Genomic DNA, 15,814 nt, shown 5'->3' with positions numbered 1-15,814 from the left:
TTACGCCTCTGGCACGGGTTTTGTCGCCTCGAACCCAAGGGTTTCGGGGTCGAATTCATAATGCGCCCCACAGAATTGGCAATCGGCCAAGACCTGCCCGTCTTCCGTGGTCATATGTGCGATATCTTTAGCCGAATAGATCGACAGGCTTTGACGCACCCGCGCCTCTGAACAGGTGCAGCCAAACCGCACTGGCAGCGGATCAAAGACGCGTGGCGATTCCTCATGGAACAGGCGCAGCAAGAGATCCGTCTGGCTGAGAGAGGGGCCAATCAATTCAAACGTGTCTACAGTATCAAGAAGGATATTGGCGCGGTTCCAATTTTCGCCCTCATCCTCATTGAGAAGATCGGTTGCGGCCAAAAGCCCTGCTTCCCCTGATCCGCCTTCGCCAGTCACATGCGGGCTTGCTTTGGGCATATGCTGCAGCATCACGCCGCCTGCGCGCCAATTCTCCCCTTCCTGCCCTGGGGTGGAGGAGCGACCATAGCCCAACATAAACCGTGTTGGTAATTGCTCGGATTGCGCGAAATATGCTTCGGCACAACCGCGCAAAGCATCGCCCGTCAGAGGTGTGATGCCCTGATAGGGCGCGCTACCCGTGCCCTGATCCAAAAGAAGCGCGAAATAGCCCTTGCCCGCCTGTGGAAAGGGTGCGGCGCTGTTGTCAAATTTGTCTTTGTCATAACTTGCATAGGCGCGGATGCGGGCGGGTTTCCCCTCGCCTTCAGGGGCATAAAAATCTGTCGCGATCAAACGCAGCGGCCCATCACCGCGTAATTGCAGCGACAATTTCCAACGCAGTTTTATGGTCTGTCCGATCAAGGCGGTCAAAAGCACCATCTCAGCCACCATAGCCTCAACGCCTGATGGGTAATCATGTTGGCTCAGAATTTGATCCAGCGTCTGGTCAAGGCGCACCACGCGCCCCCGAATATCGGAAGCGTCTAATTGAAATGGTAAAACCACATCATCCCAAGCGGCATCCGCGCCAACAGTCATTCTCTTTCGTCCTTCGCCTAAAATAATCGCGCCTTTTTTGTCAGGGTCAGCCAAAGGCCGCACCCCGTCAACCGCGGTCTGCTTTCATATAGGTCGTCCAAGGGCAAGACCCAAACCACGCTTTGGGCCGCAAAGCCGCCATGCGGCTGCCACAATCTGGGCAAATTTCGATGGTCATTTACGGGCCATAACTTTGATTTGGCTCTCATTGCGCGTGGCTTGCGCAAAATCCGCCTCAGGCTGCGAACGGGGTAAGGCGCATATGAAAATTTTGATGGTGCACCAAAATTATCCCGGTCAGTATCGAGAAATATTGTCTTGGCTGATTGCACAAGGTGGGCATGAAATTGTGTTTCTGACCCAAAGACAGGGCATTGCACCGCGCGATGGGGTGAGAATTGTCAGCTATCCAACCCATCACAGACCCTCTGACGGCGCCTATGCCCTTAGTAAATATTGGGAAGAATGTTGTGGCAATGGCTATGGCGCGGCCGTTGCGATGCAAGCGATAAAGGCCGAAGGGTTCACACCCGACATCATCTTGGGACATATTGGTTGGGGTGAGTTGACCTTTGTGCGTCAGGTGTGGCCCGCATGCCCCGTCATTGGATATTTTGAATATTTCTTTCTCAATGAAGGCGGCAGCGTTGGCTTTGATCCTGAATATCCGTCTTCCAAAGACACGCCCTATATTATGCATGCGCGCAACGCGATGAACTTTGCCAATTTGGAAACGGTTGATCGAGGGGTTACACCCACGAAATGGCAGCACGATACCTTTCCCAAGAGCTTTCATTCTAAATTTTACACCTGCCACGATGGCATCCGAACGGACAGGCTTATGGCTGACCCAGATGCCACAATCGGGCTGTCTCGGCTTGCGAAGAAACTGACGCGAGAGGATGAGGTTTTCACCTATATGGCGCGCAATTTGGAGCCTGTGCGCGGTTTCCACCAATTCATGCGCGCTTTGCCAAAAATCCTAGAGGCACGGCCGAATGCAAGGGCGTTGATCATTGGTGGCAATGAGGCGTCATATGGCAAGAAATCGGATATCCAAGGGGGATATCGCGCGCAAATGGAGCAAGAAGTGGGCAAAGACCTTGATTGGTCGCGTGTCCACTTTTTAGGCCGTGTGCCTTATGCGGATTATCGCACCATTATTCAGCTCTCGCGCTGCCACATCTATTTGACGGTGCCCTTTGTTTTGTCCTGGTCTTTGCTTGAATCGATGTCGATGCAAGCCCCGATTGTGGCCTCTGGCACGGCCCCCGTGCGCGAGGTGATCAAAGATGGCAAGACGGGGCTTTTGGCGGATTTCTTGAACCCTGATGAGATCGCCGAAAAGGCGATCCAACTTTTGTCGGATTACAAACTCGGTGAGAAACTCGGCAAAGCCGCTCGTGCCCATGTGGTGAAGTTCTATGACTTTGAAAAAGTCTGCCTGCCTCAGCATCTGCGCCAGATCAATGCGCTGGTTCCAAAGGCCAAAGCGATAGCGTTGCCCAAGAGCAAATAGTGATCTGGGGTTTGACCGCGCGGGTGTTTTCTGACAGCAGGATTGACAATACCGCAGTTTCCGCACGGGTGATCCATGGCAGAGCAAATTCTGGTAACAGGTGGGGCGGGCTATATTGGTTCGCATGTCGTGGTCGCTTTGCATGAGGCGGGCTATACCCCCGTCATATTCGATAATTTTAACAACGCCCGCCGCGATGTGCCTGTGCGTTTGGCGCAGATCATGGGCACGGCCCCAAGCGTTATTGAGGGGGACATCCGCGACAGTGCCTGCCTTGATCAGGCCTTTCAGGAACATGAATTTGGCGGGGTGATTCATTTGGCCGCCCATAAAGCGGTGGGCGAAAGCGTTGCCAAGCCATTGGCGTATTTTGATAATAACGTGGGTGGTTTTTTGAACCTCCTCGGCGCAATGGAACGGGCAGGGTGTAAGCGCCTTGTGTTTTCGTCATCCGCCACAGTTTATGGTGAGCCTGATGAAACCCCAACACCCGAAACTGCGCCACGCCGTGCGATGAACCCTTACGGGCGCACCAAAATCATCTGCGAAGAAATGTTGCAGGATCTGTGTGCAGCTGATCCAGAATGGGCGGTGGGTGTTTTGCGTTATTTCAACCCCGCTGGGGCGCATGGCTCGGCGCTGATTGGCGAAGACCCTGCGGATATCCCAAACAATCTGATGCCTTATATTGCCAAGGTGGCCACTGGCGCATTGGCAAAAATCTCGGTTTTTGGAAATGATTATGACACTCCCGATGGCACGGGTGTTCGGGATTATATCCATGTTGAAGATTTGGCCGAAGGTCATGTTCTGTCTTTGGCGCAGTTGCGGCAGGGGCACGGGCATTTGGTCAATCTAGGGACGGGGCGGGGGTATTCGGTCTTGGAAATGATCGCCGCCTATCAGCGCGCTACGAACCGCCAGTTGCCCTATGAGATTGTCGCGCGCCGTGAGGGGGATGTGCCAATTTATTGTGCCAAAACAGAAAAAGCCCGCGATCTGCTAGGGTTTGAAGCAAAGCGCGGGCTTGATGAGATGTGCGCCAGTTCTTGGGCTTGGATGCAGGCCCAAGAGTGCGGGAACGATTAACCTTTTAGGCGGCGATTGCGCGCGGCCAACAGTTTCAAGCGCAGCGCGTTCAGCTGGATAAAGCCCTGCGCATCTTTTTGATCATAGGCGCCCGCATCCTCTTCGAAGGTCACATGGGCCTCGGAATATAGGCTGTGATCGGACCAACGCGCCACAGTGCGTGCCGCACCCTTATAGAGTTTGACGCGCACAGTGCCAGATACATGCTCCTGGCTTTTGTCGATCAGCGCTTGAAGCATTTCGCGCTCAGGGCTGAACCAGAAGCCGTTATAGATCAGTTCCGCATAGCGCGGCATGATGGAATCTTTCAGATGGCCCGCGCCGCTATCCAAGGTGATCTGCTCAATCCCGCGATGGGCCTCAAGCAAAATCGTGCCGCCTGGTGTTTCATAAATGCCGCGCGATTTCATCCCAACAAAGCGGTTTTCAACCAGATCAAGGCGGCCAATGCCGTGCTTGCCGCCCAATTCATTGAGCTTGGTCAGGATTGTGGCGGGGCTCATTGCGGTGCCATTGATTGCAACTGCATCACCGCGCTCAAACGTGATTTCCACCATTTCGGGCGTGTCAGGCGCGTCTTCAGGATGGACGCTGCGCTGATAGACGTAGTCGGGCGCTTCTTGTGCGGGGTCTTCGAGAACTTTCCCTTCAGAAGATGTGTGCAGCAGGTTTGCATCCACTGAAAATGGGGCTTCGCCGCGTTTGTCCTTGGCGATAGGAATTTGATTTTTTTCTGCAAAATCCAACAATTTTGTGCGGCTGGTCAAATCCCACAACCGCCATGGTGCGATGACTTTGATGTCTGGGTTCAGCGCGTAGGCGGCCAATTCAAAACGCACTTGGTCATTGCCCTTGCCCGTTGCCCCATGCGAGATCGCATCGGCCCCAGTGGCTTCGGCAATTTCAACCAACCGCTTGGAAATCAGCGGGCGCGCGATGGATGTGCCAAGAAGATAAAGCCCCTCGTAAATCGCATTGGCGCGGAACATCGGGAAAACGAAATCGCGCACGAATTCTTCGCGGAGGTCTTCGATGAAAATTTCGGACACGCCCAGCAATTCGGCCTTTTTGCGTGCGGGCTCCAGTTCTTCGCCTTGACCCAGATCGGCGGTAAAGGTCACGACCTCGCAGCCATATTCGGTCTGCAGCCATTTCAGGATGATGGATGTATCAAGACCACCTGAATAAGCGAGAACAACTTTCTTGGGCGCAGACATCGTTTAGCTCCGAATTTGAAAGGGATTGGCGCGCGATAACGGGTTTTGGCGAGGGACGCAAGTTGGCGCAGTATCCGCTTGGCGCATTGCGCAGGCTAGACAGGGGGCAATCTTTAAGGCAGGCCTAGGGAATGAATGATTTTAAAAATAATGCCAAAGCTGCAGAACAGGCAATGCGCGCCTTGTTTACGCCTACGCCTTTGCAGAAAAATATTTATCTGTCAGAGCGCTATGGCGCAGATATTTGGCTCAAGCGCGAGGATCTTAGTCCTGTGCGCTCGTATAAAATTCGCGGTGCCTTTAACGCAATGCGCAAGGCTTTGGCCGTGGATGCCACGCGCCGGCAATTCGTTTGCGCCAGCGCGGGCAATCACGCACAAGGCGTGGCCTATGTCTGCCAGCATTTTGGGGTTGAAGGTGTGATTTTCATGCCCGTCACCACCCCACAGCAGAAGATCGCCAAAACCCGTGCCTTTGGGGGGGGCAATGTGCGCATCGAATTGGTCGGCGATTATTTTGATGAGACATTGGCCGCAGCGCAGGGATTTTGCGCGCGCGAAGGTGCTCATTTCCTGTCACCTTTTGATGATGAAGATGTGATTGAGGGGCAGGCTTCGGTGGCTGTTGAGATGGTCGAGCAACTGGGCCGCGCCCCCGATTGCTTGGTGCTGCCTGTAGGGGGTGGGGGGTTGTCAGCGGGTATGTTGTCGTATCTCGGGCGCGATCAGGCCGTGACCTTGGTTGAGCCTGTGGGCGGCCCAAGTCTGACCGCAGCACTGACCGAGGGCGCGCCAAAGACGGTCAAAATTGAAGATACGTTTGTCGATGGCGCGGCTGTTGCGCGCATTGGTGAAAAAACCTTTGCGCGGCTCAGTCATATCAAGCCTGAACGCGTGCATTTGGCACCTGAAAACCGAATTTGCGTGACGATTCAAGAGATGCTCAACATCGAAGGCATTGTGCTGGAACCTGCCGGGGCCTTGTCGATTGATGTTTTGCCTGAAATTGCCGATGAGATTACGGGTAAGTCGGTGGTCTGTGTGACCTCTGGCGGAAATTTCGATTTCGAGCGATTGCCCGAAGTCAAAGAGCGTGCAATGCGCTTCTTGGGCGTAAAGAAATATTTCATCTTGCGTATGCCGCAGCGCCCCGGGGCCCTGCGCGAATTTTTGAACCTGCTTGGCCCAGATGATGATATCGCGCGATTTGAGTATTTGAAGAAATCCGCGCGCAATTTCGGATCGGTTTTAATTGGGATTGAAACAAAAGACGCCGCGCATTTTCCGGATCTAATGGCGCGGATTGAGGCGCGTGGATTTGCCTGTCGCGACATTACCAATGACGAGGTTTTGGCTGAATTTCTGATTTGAAAAGCGCGGTCTAAATCTCGGCGCCAAGTTGGGGGATATGGTGCGCCAGCGCCGCAAGACCGGTCGAAAGCAGTCGGGTCAAACTGTCGAGATCGGCCTGTGTTGCGAGCCCCTCACGATGTTCAAGTCTGTGGCAATATTCGCAAAAGCTAGTTAGGCCAAGATTACTGGCCGCCCCGCGCAATGCATGAAATGCACGTGCTGTGGCCATGTTTGGATCAGCGGATAAGGCGCTGAGGTCATTTTTCAATTCGGCGATAAACACCGCCGCCAAGTCGATGAATTCATCTTCGCCCAATTCGCTGCGCAAAATGGTGACATGATCAAGGTCAATGGCATTTGCGGCCAATCGAGATTGAATTTGACCCAGATGCGAGCGCGCGCCGTGATTTGTGGAAAATGCGGTCATCTTGCTGCCTTCGCCTTTTGCCTTGCCCCTCGATACGCCCCTAGCGGTTAAAGAAGTGTTTACGGCAGGGCTGAAGTTTACAGCCTGAGCGCCTACTCGCGTTTACGTTGTATTAGGAACAGGGCGCTAAGAGGGTCGGGCAAAGGAGATTTCCGTGACGATTCACGCCCTGACCAATCATAGGATTGCTGCGCGGCCCTCACGGTTGCCAACCCTCGCAGATATGCCTTCTGCGCGGGTATCGCCTTATGCGGGACACCCAATGCCTGTTCTGGTGATCGATGACAGTGCCGCGCAACGGCGGTTGATTTGCCATATGCTGTCCCAGTGGGGCTATGACCCAGTGCCATGCGAGACAGCAACCCATGGGCTTGAGGTGTTGAAACAGCGGCAAATGTCGCTGGTCGTCTGTGATTGGGTGATGCCAGAAATGTCTGGCCCAGAATTCTGCGCCCATCTGCGCAAGATTGAGACGGACGGGTATTCTTATGTCATCCTGCTGACCTCAAAAACAGGACGGGACGCGATTACGGCGGGTTTGGACTCGGGTGCGGATGATTTTCTTTCAAAGCCCGTGCATCCGCCCGAATTATTGGCGCGGTTGCGCGCAGGCGAGCGGATTTTGCAAATTCACAGCGAATTACAGCAGAAAAATGCGCTGCTCAGCCAAACCCTTGAGAAACTTAGCGTTCTTTATGTTGATCTGGATCGTGACCTTCAGGCGGCGCGTGATATGCAACAGGCCTTGGTGCGCGAACCATCTGTTAGCCTGCCTGAGGCACAGCTGTCGTTGATGCTGCGCGCATCGGGCCATGTTGGCGGTGATCTTGTCGGTTATTTTCCTGCAGGTGAAGACAAGATCGGCATGTTCTCTTTGGATGTCTCGGGTCATGGCGTTTCAGCAGCGATGATCACCGCGCGCTTGGCCAGTTTGCTCTTGCCGCATTCGGCTGAACGAAACCTCTGCCTGCGGCGCAACGGTGGCGCGGTGCAGGCCTTACCCCCTGTTGAGGTGGCGCAAGCCCTTAACCGTCTGATGCTTCGCGAGGATATGGGGGGGCATTACTTTACGTTGTGCTATGTGCTGTTCAATCTGAAAACTGGAACGGGCCGCTTTGTTCAAGCGGGCCATCCCTTGCCCTTCGTTTTACGCAATGGGGGCAGTGTGCAGGAAATTGGCACAGGTGGATTGCCCATCGGTCTTTTGGAGGACGCAGATTGGGTTGAGCAAGAATTCACGCTCACGGGCGGGGATTGTCTGTTTCTATATTCGGATGGATGGGTCGAATGCCCCAATCCGCAAGGGCAATTGTGGCAAGAGGCCGGTTTGGCTACGGCCTTGGCGCGCCATCAGGAGCGGCGCGGCCATGACCTACTTTCCGCCCTGACCTGCGATCTTGAGGCCTATGCGGGTGGTGATGAATTCGTGGATGATATCTCTGCCGCCATGTTGGCCTATCGGCCATAATGGGCCAGGAGTTGCCGCACAAAATGCCGATCCCCTGACACGGCCAATAGCGTTTCAGCCTCGTCCCACGGCAGGAAAATCGCGCTATGGCCTGCCTCTGTTGGTTCCCCCATGCGGCGCCCCAGTTGGGCATAGAAGATGTGGCACTGCTTATGTGCGTGATAGCCATAATCGGGCATGAATGTATGGCGATGAAACATCCCCAAGCGGCGAATTCCATGGATGCGATATCCCGTTTCTTCCAAAACTTCGCGATGCAAGGCTTGGATGGCGGTTTCGCCTGCGTCAATCCCGCCCCCAGGCAATTGAAATTCGGGGTCTGGATCCTCTTGGAATGTGGCCAGAATGCCATCACCTGCATCAATAATCGCATAGGCCCCCGCGCGGGGGCGGTAATATTGGTTTGGATCTGGCCAATTGCCAAAACGGCGGTTCATTTTATCCCCCTCAGGTGCGACTTGCTTTGAGCACGACTTTGACAGGTGTATCCCGTTCTCAAAACCCCTCAAATGCATGTCAGACCCTGTGCAAAGCTTGATTTTTTGTCTAAGTCAGACCACAGCACGCCACACCAACCAGATCGGGCAAGAGATTATGACACAGCAGGATAAATTGGCCGCGATCCGCGACACCGCCGCCCGCGTTTTGAAAATTGAGGCGGATGCGGTGATGGCTTTGGCCGCGCACTTGCCTGCTGATTTTGACGGCGCGGTTGAGGCCATGTTGGCCACGAAAGGCCGTGTGATCCTATCTGGTATCGGAAAATCGGGGCATATTGCGCGCAAGATCAGCTCAACCCTTGCTTCGACTGGTACACCTTCGGCTTTTGTCCACCCTGCTGAGGCAAGCCACGGTGATTTAGGTATGATCACCCCTGAGGATTTGGTGATTTTGATCTCAAACTCAGGTGAAACGGCTGAATTGGGCGATATCGTTGCCCATGTGGCGCGGTTTTCAATCCCGATGATTGGCATATCAGGGCGCGAAGACAGCACATTGATGCGGGCGGCGCAGTATCGTTTGACCTTGCCTGCCGCGCCTGAGGCTTGTGTGATTGGGATGGCGCCGACAACCTCAACGACCCTAACACTTGCCTTGGGCGATGCATTGGCCGTTTGTGTCATGGAGCAGCGCGGTTTTCGACCCGATCAATTCCGCACCTTTCATCCCGGCGGGAAATTGGGCGCACAATTGTCAAAAGTTGCGCAATTGATGCATGAAGGGGCGGCCTTGCCCTTGGTTCAGGTGACCACCCCGATGCCTGAGACCCTGTTGGTGATGACCGAGAAAAGCTTCGGTATCGTGGGGGTCTTGGACGGCGAAGGTCGCCTTGATGGGGTGATCTCGGATGGGGATTTGCGGCGCAACATGGCGCGGCTAATGTCCTGCACGGCTGGTGATGTCGCCACCAAATCCCCCCGCGTGACCGCCCCAGATGCCCTTGCCGCCGAGGCCTTGGCGGTCATGTCAGCGCATAAAATCACAGCCCTTTTCGCGTTGGATGATGAACAACGCCCTGTCGGTCTGTTGCACTTGCACGATTGCCTGCGGGCGGGTTTGGCTTAAACCTTTAGCGTCCTATCGCGTCATAGGTGGCAAAGCCTGCGGCTAGCGCATCTTGGCGGCTGTATATATTGCGCAAATCGGCCATGCGCGCCTGCGCCATGCCCTTGGACAAACGGGTTAAATCCAGCGCGCGGAACTCGTTCCACTCGGTTAGGATCACCAAAAGATCGGCGGCTTCCGCAGCGGTATAGGGGTCATCGCACCATGTCACATTTGGCAACAGATGCTCCCCTTCACGGCGGCCTTGCGGGTCGACCACACGCACGGTCGCGCCACCGCCCACAAGAGCGGGCACAATGGTAAGCGAAGGCGCATCACGCATATCATCGGTGTTTGGCTTAAAGGTTACGCCCAGCACAGCGATTTTCTTGCCATTGAAACTGCCATCACACAGATCACGCAGTTTTTCGATCATGCGCAGTTTAACTGCGTCATTCACGCGGATCACTGTTTCTACAATCTGTTGGGGGGCTGCAAAATCCTGACCGATCCGCGCCAAGGCTTGGGTGTCCTTGGGGAAACAAGACCCACCATACCCTGGCCCTGCATGTAGAAACTTATTTCCAATGCGCCCATCAAGCCCCATACCTTTTGAGACTTCCTTCACATCCGCGCCGACTTTTTCGCAGAGCGCGGCGATTTCATTGATGAAGGTGATCTTGGTCGCAAGAAAGGCATTGGCCGCGTATTTGATCATTTCCGCCGATTCCAGATCGGTGGTCACGATTGGAAAATCGCGCAGATACAGGGGGCGATAAATCTCTGCCATAACCTTGGCTGCGCGCTCTGATTGCACGCCAACCACAACGCGGTCTGGCTTCATGAAATCGTCAATCGCGGCCCCTTCCCGAAGAAACTCAGGGTTTGAGGCAACATCAAACTCCGCCTTTGGATTGGCCTGTGCCACAACCTCTTGCACCTTGCGGTTGGTGCCAACAGGCACAGTCGATTTTGTCACCACCACGGCATAGCCTGTCAGCGCGCGCCCGACTTCTTCGGCGGCGGCCATGACATAGGTGAGGTCAGCATGGCCATCGCCCCGCCGCGTGGGCGTGCCAACAGCAATAAACACAGCATCTGCCCCATCTACAGCGTGCGCCAAATCCGTTGTAAAGGACAGCCGCCCCGCCTCGACATTGCGGGCCATCAAATCCTCAAGGCCGGGCTCATAAATCGGAACCTCACCCTTATTCAGTTTAGCGATTTTTTCTGGGGCCTTGTCGACACAGATCACCTCATGCCCAAAATCCGAGAAGCAGACCCCCGAAACCAAGCCAACATAGCCTGTGCCAATCATTGCAATCCGCATGGTTTAATGTCCTTTTTTGGCCAATCTTGTTCTCGTCCTAGCAGCGATAATAATCGCGATACCAGTCCACAAACGCGGCAACCCCGTCTTGCACTGCGGTTTGTGGCTTGTAGCCTGTTAAGCGCATCAAAAGGCTTGCATCGGCCCATGTGGCAGGCACATCGCCTGCTTGCATATCCATGAAATTCTTTTGCGCCTCGATCCCAAGACGCGCTTCTATCGCGGCGATGAATTCCATCAAAGGCACTGATTGTGAGTTTCCGATATTCACAATGCGATGGGGCGCAACAGGTGAAAGGCTATCGCCTTCAGCAATCTCAGAGGCCGCGTTGGGGCGGGTCGGTATGGCATCAATCAGACGCACAATCCCATCAACCAGATCTGTGACATAGGTAAAATCACGGGCCATTTCGCCATGGTTGTAGACATCAATTGGCTTACCTTCGAGGATCGCCTTGGTGAATTTGAACAGCGCCATATCAGGCCTGCCCCATGGGCCGTAGACCGTGAAAAACCGAAACAATGTGGTGGGGATGTCAAAAAGATGGGCATAGGAATGCGCCATCACTTCGTTGGATTTCTTGGTTGCCGCATAGAAAGACATCTGTGTGTCGCATTTTTGCGTTTCGGCATAGGGCATCGTCTCATTCGCGCCATAGGCGGAGGAGGTCGAGGCGATTAGTAAATGTGCGGGCTTGTGATGGCGCGCGGCCTCAAGCACGCGGAAGGTTCCGATCAAATTGGCTTCGACATAGCTTTCGGGATTGTCGATGGAATAACGCACCCCCGCTTGCGCGGCGAGGTGGATCACCGCGTCAGGATGGAAATCGGCCATGAGCCCATCCATGACACCCGCACCCTCAACCCGATCATGCACAACGCGGAAATTGGGCGACTGGTTCAGCATCGCCTCGCGGCGTTCTTTGAGGGTGACATCATAGTAATCGGTCATGGCATCTAGGCCCAGAACCTCCCACCCATCGGCCAAGAGACGCTGCGACAGGTGAAACCCGATAAAACCAGATGAACCCGTTACCAATGCGCGCCGTGTGGCCATGTCATGTCCTCGATTGTCGTTTGGGTTTCCCTAACAGGGAAAGCCTTGAACCTCCAAGAGACAAATCCGCGCTTTTGGGGGCTATGTGATATTTGGCGCAAAGGCACAGGTTGCAAAATGATCATTCACAAGCCCACTGGCTTGCATGAAGGCATAAACTGTTGTGGGGCCGCAGAATTTGAACCCTGCCTGCTTTAGGGCCTTGGACAGCGCCGCCGAGGTTGCGGTTTGTGCTGGAACATCACCAAGGGTTTGGGGGCGGTTTATCTGCGGGGTGTGATCCACAAAACCCCAGATAAATTTTGAAAAGCCAATCTCAGCCTCAAGTTTGAGATAGGCCTGTGCATTTGTAAGGGTGGCCTCAATTTTACCGCGGTGGCGAATGACGCCTTGGTCTTGCATCAATCGCTCAATATCCGCCGAACCCCATTTGGCGAGTGCATGGGGATCAAACCCTGCAAAAGCAGCGCGAAAATTCTCGCGCTTTCGCAGGATCGTGATCCAACTTAGGCCTGCTTGGAACCCTTCAAGACACAAGTTTTCAAACAGCCCGCGGCTGTCATAGAGGGGCCGCCCCCATTCTTGGTCGTGATAGGCGATATAGTCGGGATCGCCCAAGCACCATGCGCAGCGAATTATCGTTGGATCATCCATAATCTGCCCCTTTGTTCACCTCACATTAAGAGTTGGCACGGCACATCTACAAGGCAGCAATTGGAGATGACCATGACCGTGCCGCGCAGTGATTTTGCAAATCCTGATTTGGCCAGCCCTTTCGCGGTTGCCATGACCGATATGCGGCGCGGGGCAATCGCCCTAGTCGAAGGGGCTTTGAGGCGGGGGGATGTCGCCTTGGCATTTCAGCCGATTATGCGGGCCCATGGGAAAGGCCCTGCCTTTTACGAGGGGTTGGTGCGCGTATTTGATGAGGCGGGGCGGCTGATCCCCGCCCGCGATTTTATCATGGAGGTTGAGGCCACAGAACTTGGCCGCAGGCTGGATTGCGCGGCCCTTGCGATGGGGCTTGCAGCTATACATGAAGCGCCGCATCTGCGTCTTGCGGTGAATATGTCAGCCCGCTCTATCGGCTATGCGCCGTTTCATAAAATTCTGGCCGCTCATATTGCCGCCCATCCGCAAGATTTGGAACGTTTGATCCTTGAGATCACTGAGACAAGCGCGATGCAGATGCCTGAATTGGTGACGCCGTTTATGCGGGATCTGCACGCGAAGGGGGTTAGCTTTGCCTTGGATGATTTTGGGGCAGGGAATACTGCCTTGCGCTATTTGCGGGACTTCTCGTTTGATATTCTGAAGGTTGATGCGCAATTCGTGGCGCATGTCGCCGATGATCCCGACAATCAGGTTTTATGTTCTGCGATCCAATCCGTGGCACGCCATTTTGATATGCTGATTGTGGCGGAAGGGATTGAAAACCCTGCCGATGCCGATTGGCTGTCGCGGGCGGGCTTTGATGGGTTGCAAGGATATGTATACGCCGTGCCCAGTTTGGAAAAGCCGTGGCTGAAGGAAACCGCCCCTAGTCATCCCTCTATTGCTGCGCCACGGCGGGTGCGCCCTGGGTCGCGTTAATCTGTCAATTGCGCAGATGTCTAGCAAGCGCGACAACAAAGTCTGTTGTCGGTTGAGCGATGAAGGCCTATCACTAGACCTTGAGGAAAGAATTTCGGCCCCGCGGCCCTCTCCTCTCCGCCACGGGGTCGGCAGGGATAGGTCAGGAAAGGACGTCTAATGACCAACGTGGTGATTGTTTCTGCTGCACGCACAGCGGTGGGTAGTTTTCTGGGATCATTCGCAAATACGCCTGCCCATGAACTTGGGCGCGTTGTGCTTGAGGCCATTGTGGCCCGCGCAGGGATTGATAAATCCGAAGTGTCCGAGACAATTTTGGGTCAAGTTTTGACAGCGGCACAAGGTCAAAACCCCGCGCGTCAGGCGCATATTAATGCAGGTTTCCCACAGGAAGCGGCCGCATGGAGCATCAATCAGGTCTGCGGTTCGGGCCTGCGTTCAGTCGCAATTGGGGCACAGCACATTATGCTGGGTGACGCTGCAATCGTTGCCGCTGGTGGTCAAGAAAATATGTCGATGAGCCCCCATGCAGCCTGCCTGCGTCAGGGCCAGAAAATGGGTGATTTGGCCTATATCGACACAATGATTCGTGATGGTTTGTGGGACGCGTTTAACGGCTATCACATGGGCCAGACCGCCGAGAATGTCGCCAATCAATGGCAAATCAGCCGCGAGGCTCAGGACGAATTTGCGGCTGCGAGCCAGAACAAGGCTGAGGCAGCGCAAAAGGCAGGTAAATTCGTGGATGAGATCACCCCTGTTACGCTGAAAACGCGTAAGGGTGAAACTGTTGTTGATAGCGATGAATATATCCGCCATGGCGCAACAGTCGAAGCGATGGCAGGCTTGCGTCCTGCCTTTGCAAAGGATGGCTCTGTGACAGCGGGCAATGCCTCGGGCCTCAATGATGGCGCTGCCGCGGTGTTGTTGATGTCAGAAGAAGACGCGCAGAAGCGCGGTCTAACCCCATTGGCGCGCATTGCCTCTTATGCCACTGCGGGTCTTGACCCTTCGATCATGGGTGTTGGCCCGATCTATGCGTCACGTAAGGCATTGGACAAAGCGGGGTGGGCTGCTGCTGATCTTGATTTGGTTGAAGCCAACGAAGCTTTTGCTGCGCAGGCCTGCGCTGTGAACAAGGATATGGGGTGGAACCCTGATATTGTGAACGTGAATGGCGGCGCTATTGCCATTGGCCACCCGATTGGTGCGTCTGGCTGTCGTATCCTGAACACGCTTTTGTTCGAAATGCAGCGCCGTGATGCGAAAAAAGGTCTAGCGACCTTGTGCATCGGCGGCGGCATGGGCGTGGCCATGTGCCTTGAACGCCCCTGAGGCAACTTATTGGGGTATTTCGCAAGGGGCGCTTTCGGGCGCCCCTTTTTGCATCCGCAAAATCATATGCGAAACAATGTTGCGCGCGCAGCATATCTATCGTAACAACGTTACACAGACCTAGGCCTGATCGGAGGAAGATATGGCAAGAGTAGCATTAGTAACAGGTGGCAGCCGCGGTATTGGGGAGGCAATCTCCAAGCGTTTAAAGGCCGAAGGCTATGAGGTTGCTGCAACCTATGCGGGCAATGATGAGAAAGCTGCGGAATTCACCAAAGCCACAGGCATCAAAACCTATAAATGGAATGTTGGCTCTTACGAAGATTCCGCTGCGGGTATCGCCAAGGTCGAGGCTGATCTTGGCCCAATTGATGTTGTTGTCGCCAATGCGGGTATCACCCGCGATGCGCCTTTCCACAAAATGACGCCCGAACAATGGCATGAGGTGATCGACACCAACCTGACGGGTGTGTTCAACACGGTTCATCCGATTTGGCCTGGAATGCGCGAGCGCAAATTTGGCCGTGTCATTGTGATCTCTTCGATCAATGGCCAAAAGGGCCAGTTCGGCCAAGTGAATTACGCCGCGACCAAGGCGGGAGATTTGGGGATTGTGAAATCTCTGGCGCAAGAAGGCGCGCGCGCAGGCATTACGGCCAACGCGATTTGCCCCGGCTATATTGCAACCGAAATGGTTATGGCGATCCCAGAAGAGGTGCGCGCGAAAATCGTTGCAGGCATCCCAGCGGGTCGCTTGGGTGAACCTGACGAAATCGCCCGCTGCGTGGCCTTCCTTGCATCTGATGATGCAGGGTTCATCAACGGGTCTACCATCTCCGCCAATGGGGCGCAGTTCTTCGTGTAATCACGAGGCTGATGA

At 54.6% G+C, this 15,814-nt stretch carries 15 protein-coding genes; 8 read left to right on the top strand and 7 right to left on the bottom strand.

All coding sequences use genetic code 11. The features are described 5' to 3' along the window. Positions 1–1,002: an Hsp33 family molecular chaperone HslO gene (locus I3V23_08500; GenBank protein ID QPI84634.1), complete on the bottom strand. Its 1,002-nt coding sequence runs from the start codon at positions 1,000–1,002 to the stop codon at positions 1–3. A 262-nt stretch (positions 1,003–1,264) separates the two neighbouring features. On the opposite strand from I3V23_08500, the gene I3V23_08495 reads away from it, so the two are divergent. Further along, entirely contained in the window at positions 1,265–2,521 is a 1,257-nt protein-coding gene (locus I3V23_08495) for a glycosyltransferase family 4 protein (protein QPI84633.1), read from the top strand. A 75-nt stretch (positions 2,522–2,596) separates the two neighbouring features. Then, complete coding sequence (galE, locus tag I3V23_08490) at positions 2,597–3,610, top strand: UDP-glucose 4-epimerase GalE (GenBank protein ID QPI84632.1); 1,014 nt, start codon at positions 2,597–2,599, stop codon at positions 3,608–3,610. Here galE and I3V23_08485 read toward each other — a convergent pair. Further along, the gene (locus I3V23_08485; protein ID QPI84631.1) at positions 3,607–4,827 is read right to left on the bottom strand and encodes an argininosuccinate synthase; all 1,221 of its coding nucleotides are present in this window, start codon (positions 4,825–4,827) and stop codon (positions 3,607–3,609) included. The genes galE and I3V23_08485 overlap by 4 nt on opposite strands. 131 nt (positions 4,828–4,958) lie before the next feature. Here I3V23_08485 and ilvA point away from each other — a divergent pair, with 131 nt between their 5' ends. After that, positions 4,959–6,197 carry a threonine ammonia-lyase IlvA gene (gene ilvA / locus I3V23_08480; GenBank protein ID QPI84630.1) on the top strand — a complete coding sequence of 413 codons (1,239 nt, stop codon included), beginning with the start codon at positions 4,959–4,961 and terminating at the stop codon, positions 6,195–6,197. 10 nt (positions 6,198–6,207) lie between these two features. Here the strand turns inward: ilvA and I3V23_08475 are convergent, their stop codons facing one another. Continuing rightward, entirely contained in the window at positions 6,208–6,606 is a 399-nt protein-coding gene (locus I3V23_08475) for an Hpt domain-containing protein (GenBank protein ID QPI84629.1), read from the bottom strand. 154 nt (positions 6,607–6,760) lie between these two features. Between I3V23_08475 and I3V23_08470 the strand changes: the two genes are divergently transcribed. After that, entirely contained in the window at positions 6,761–8,074 is a 1,314-nt protein-coding gene (locus I3V23_08470; protein ID QPI84628.1) for a SpoIIE family protein phosphatase, read from the top strand. Here I3V23_08470 and I3V23_08465 read toward each other — a convergent pair. Then, positions 8,062–8,511 carry an NUDIX hydrolase gene (locus I3V23_08465; protein ID QPI84627.1) on the bottom strand — a complete coding sequence of 150 codons (450 nt, stop codon included), beginning with the start codon at positions 8,509–8,511 and terminating at the stop codon, positions 8,062–8,064. The two genes, I3V23_08470 and I3V23_08465, sit on opposite strands and share 13 nt — an antisense overlap. A 157-nt stretch (positions 8,512–8,668) precedes the next feature. Between I3V23_08465 and I3V23_08460 the strand changes: the two genes are divergently transcribed. Continuing rightward, positions 8,669–9,640 (top strand): KpsF/GutQ family sugar-phosphate isomerase, encoded by a 972-nt coding sequence (locus I3V23_08460; GenBank protein ID QPI84626.1) that lies wholly within the window; start codon positions 8,669–8,671, stop codon positions 9,638–9,640. A gap of 4 nt (positions 9,641–9,644) precedes the next feature. On the opposite strand, the gene I3V23_08455 is transcribed toward I3V23_08460, so the two are convergent. The 3 genes from I3V23_08455 to I3V23_08445 form a co-directional block, all read right to left on the bottom strand. Beyond that, positions 9,645–10,949 (bottom strand): UDP-glucose/GDP-mannose dehydrogenase family protein, encoded by a 1,305-nt coding sequence (locus tag I3V23_08455; protein QPI84625.1) that lies wholly within the window; start codon positions 10,947–10,949, stop codon positions 9,645–9,647. 37 nt (positions 10,950–10,986) lie between these two features. Then, on the bottom strand, positions 10,987–12,006 hold the full coding sequence (locus I3V23_08450; protein QPI84624.1) for a GDP-mannose 4,6-dehydratase: 1,020 nt from the start codon (positions 12,004–12,006) through the stop codon (positions 10,987–10,989). Between the two features lie 81 nt (positions 12,007–12,087). Then, on the bottom strand, positions 12,088–12,660 hold the full coding sequence (locus I3V23_08445) for a DNA-3-methyladenine glycosylase I (GenBank protein ID QPI84623.1): 573 nt from the start codon (positions 12,658–12,660) through the stop codon (positions 12,088–12,090). Between the two features lie 72 nt (positions 12,661–12,732). Here I3V23_08445 and I3V23_08440 point away from each other — a divergent pair, with 72 nt between their 5' ends. The 3 genes from I3V23_08440 (at position 12,733) to phbB (ending at position 15,799) form a co-directional block, all read left to right on the top strand. After that, positions 12,733–13,599: an EAL domain-containing protein gene (locus tag I3V23_08440; protein ID QPI86761.1), complete on the top strand. Its 867-nt coding sequence runs from the start codon at positions 12,733–12,735 to the stop codon at positions 13,597–13,599. A 159-nt stretch (positions 13,600–13,758) separates the two neighbouring features. Then, positions 13,759–14,934, top strand: a complete 1,176-nt coding sequence (locus I3V23_08435; protein ID QPI84622.1) for an acetyl-CoA C-acetyltransferase — start codon at positions 13,759–13,761, stop codon at positions 14,932–14,934. A 142-nt stretch (positions 14,935–15,076) separates the two neighbouring features. Beyond that, the gene (gene phbB, locus I3V23_08430) at positions 15,077–15,799 is read left to right on the top strand and encodes an acetoacetyl-CoA reductase (protein QPI84621.1); all 723 of its coding nucleotides are present in this window, start codon (positions 15,077–15,079) and stop codon (positions 15,797–15,799) included. The last annotated feature ends 15 nt before the right edge of the window (positions 15,800–15,814 follow it).

The sequence above is a fragment of the Rhodobacterales bacterium HKCCA1288 genome (genome assembly GCA_015693905.1).
Taxonomy (GTDB): domain Bacteria; phylum Pseudomonadota; class Alphaproteobacteria; order Rhodobacterales; family Rhodobacteraceae; genus M30B80.
This window is presented reverse-complemented; position numbering and strand designations above follow the sequence as displayed.